Source organism: Pseudomonas lopnurensis (assembly GCF_015070855.1).
GTDB lineage: Bacteria > Pseudomonadota > Gammaproteobacteria > Pseudomonadales > Pseudomonadaceae > Stutzerimonas > Stutzerimonas lopnurensis.
In genome coordinates this window covers 1-3443 of sequence record NZ_JADDIX010000080.1, presented here as the reverse complement: position 1 = coordinate 3443, position 3443 = coordinate 1, and the positions used below count along the sequence as shown (strand labels likewise).

At 68.6% G+C, this 3443-nt stretch carries 1 protein-coding gene; it reads left to right on the top strand.

The genetic code is table 11. The features are described from left to right. Positions 1-245: 245 nt before the first annotated feature. Positions 246-3362, top strand: a complete 3117-nt coding sequence (locus tag IN820_RS17430) for a transglycosylase domain-containing protein (protein ID WP_193682191.1) — start codon at positions 246-248, stop codon at positions 3360-3362. Positions 3363-3443 lie beyond the last annotated feature (81 nt).

The following is a 3443-nucleotide window of genomic DNA, read 5'->3' as shown; positions in this document are numbered from 1 at the left end:
AAACATCGCCCGGACCAGGCTCCGCAAAAAAGCAGCATGCGCACACCGACCCCGTAGGAGTCGGGGGGACGCCGAGTCCTTGCCGGCGATCATCGGCGCTGCGGCGGATCGCCAGCGAGCCGGCTCCTACGAGCCCCGTGGGCTTCAGCCCAGGCCTGCCCGAGCCGTTCCGTTCGTCCAGCTGGATCGCTTAAGCCTGCGCGCCGGCTATGCTTGCCCTAGAGAACTGCTAGGAAGCCTCCCGCATGGGCGCAGTATGGCGGTCCGACAATCAATCCCAAAAGGGACGGTCCAAGCGCGCCCCTTCTCCCGTTGCATCCCGAACACGCAACAGTCGCCGCAAACAGGCCCGCGGGCTGGCGTGGCTGCTAGGCCTGTCCCTGCTCGTGGGCGGCAGCTATCTCGGCTGGCGGGAACTGGCGACTTCGCAATGGCAGGCGCAGTGGCTGAGCCGCTATGCCGCGAGCCTCGAGTACCGCGTCCGCCCCGGACCGAGCACGCGCATCCAGTTTCCCGACGACGGCCCCTTCGATCGCCGGCTGGGCTACGTCGCCCTGCCGCACTTCATCGAGCAGCTCGCGCGCTACGGCTTCCGCATCGAGGAACAGGCGCGCTTTTCCCCGGCCCTGCTGGATTACGCCAACCGCGGCTTCTTCGTGCCCTACCCGGAAGAATCCCGGGCCGGGCTGACCATCAACGACTGCCGCGGCGTGCCGCTGTACGCCAACAGTTATCCGCGCCAGTACTACGAGACCTTCGAGGACATCCCGCCGCTGGTGGTCATGAGCCTGCTGTTCATCGAGGACCGCGGCCTGCTGGACGCCGACCGCCCCCACGCCAATCCAGCCGTGGACTGGCCCCGCTTCACCAGGGCCGCCATCAGCCAGCTGGAGAAACGCCTCGGGCTGACCAGCCAGGCTGCCGGCGGCAGCACCCTCGCGACGCAGGTGGAGAAGTATCGCCATTCGCCCGAAGGACGCACCGGCGACCCGCGGGAAAAGCTCCGGCAAATGGTTTCGGCCAGCGTGCGCACCTACCGCGAAGGTCCGCAGACCCTCGCCACGCGCCAGCGCATCGTGCGCGACTACCTGAACAGCGTGCCGCTGTCCGCCGCCCCCGGACATGGCGAGGTGCATGGCATCGCCGACGGCCTGCGCCTCTGGTTCGGCGCCGACTTCGCCGAGATCAACCGCCTGCTCGACCCACGCCGCAACGCCGGTACCGACCTGCGGGCCCAGGGCCTGGCGCTGCGCCAGGTGTTGTCGCTGCTGATCGCCCAGCGCCGCCCGACCTACTACCTGGGCAGCGGCCGCGAAGAAATGGCCGCGCTCACCGACAGCCACATCCGCCTGCTGGCCAACGGCGGCATCATCGACGCGCAGCTGCGCGACGCCGCGCTGAGCCAGCGGATTCTCGCGTACGACCCGAGCCGCGACGAAGCGATCCGCAGCGTCGACACAACCAAGGGCATCAGCGTCGCGCGCATGCGCCTGGCCGGGCTGCTCGGTTTGCCGCTGTATGACCTGGACCGCCTAGACCTCACCGCCAGCACCCCGCTGCAGGGCGATCTGCAGAGCCAGATCAGCGACTACCTGGCGCACCTGGCCGAGCCCGCCTTCGCCGAATCGGTCGGGCTGTTCGGCGACCGCATGCTGTCGCCGGAAAAGACCGCCGAGGTGCGCTACAGCTTCACGCTGTTCGAGCGCGGCGAGGAAGGCTTTCGCGTGCGAGTGCAGACCGACAACACCAACCAGCCCTTCGACATCAACGAAGGCAGCAAGCTGGAACTGGGCTCGACCGCCAAGCTGCGCGTACTGACCACCTACCTCGAAGTAATCGCCGAGCTGCACCAGCGCTACTCCGATCTGGACCCGAGCGAACTGCGCAAGATCGACGCGAAGGCCAATCTCAGCCGCTGGGCCATCGGCTACCTGGCCCAGGCCCGCGACCGCAGCCTCGCCGCCATGCTCGATGCCGCACTCGAACGGCGCTACTCGGCCAGCCCCGCCGAGCGCTTCTTCACCGGCGCGGGGATGCACCGCTTCGGCAATTTCCGCCGCGAGGACGACGGCCGCCTACCGACCGTGCGCGAGGCGCTGCGCGAATCGATCAACCTGCCGTTCGTGCGGCTGATGCGCGACCTGGTCAGCTACAGCACCTATGAAACCATCAACAGCGCCGAACTGCTGAACGACGACAAGGACCCGCGCCGCCAGCAATACCTGGTCCGCTTCGCCGATCGCGAGGGCTCGGTGTTCCTGCAGCGCTTCTGGAAGAAGTACCGCGACAAGACCGCCGAACAGCGCATCGAGACCTTCCTGCAGGGCATGCGGCCGACGCCGGTGCGCCTGGCGGCCGTGCACCGCTACCTGATGCCGGATGCCGACCGCGGCGCCTTCGACCGCTTCATCACCCGGCAACTGCCGCAAGCCGACCTGAGCGACAAGCAGCTCGACGCGCTCTACACCCGCTACGGCCCCGGCGCCTTCAGCCTGCCCGACCAGGCCTACATCGCCCGCACCCACCCGCTGGACCTCTGGCTGCTGGGCTACCTGATCGCCCATCCGCAGGCGACGCTGTCCGAAGTCGTCGCCGCCAGCCGCGACGAGCGCCAGGAAGTCTACGGCTGGCTGTTCCGCAGCCGGCACAAGAGCGCGCGCGACAGCCGCATCCGCATCATGCTGGAAGTCGAAGCCTTCACCGACATCCACCGACGCTGGCAGCGGCTGGGCTATCCCTTCGACAACCTGGTGCCCTCGCTCGCCAGCGCGCTCGGCAGCTCCGGCGACCGCCCCGCGGCGCTGGCCGAACTGATGGGCATCATCCTCAACGACGGGGTGCGGCTGCCCAGCGTGCGCATCGACACCCTGCACTTCGCCGAAGGCACGCCCTACGAGACGCGCATGGGCTTCGTCGCCGGCAAGGGCAAACGGGTGATGCCGCTGGAAGTCGCCCGCGCCCTGCAGGACATCCTCGCCAACGTGGTCGAGGGCGGCACCGCGCGGCGCCTGCAAGGCAGCTTCGTGCAGGCCGATGGCAACCCGCTGCGGGTCGGCGGCAAGACCGGCACCGGCGACAACCGCATCCAGAGCATCGGCGCCGGCGGGCGGCTGATCAGCTCATTGGCGATGAACCGCACCGCCACGTTCGTCTTCTACCTCGGCCCCCACCACTTCGGCACGTTGACGGCCTACGTGCCGGGCCGCGCCGCCGACAGCTTCCGCTTCACCTCGGCCCTGCCGGTGCAGGCGCTCAAGGGCATGGCGCCGATCCTGCAGCCCTACCTGCAGGGCAGCGCAACCCTCTGCCAGCCCGCAAGCCCACCGCCTTTGACCCAGGGCATGCTATCGGCGGAGAAGTGAACGGCCCTACGGCCCTGCCAGCCTCGTAGGGTGGGATCACGCTCCACCGATCCACCGAGCGGCGTCACGGTGGATGTAAAA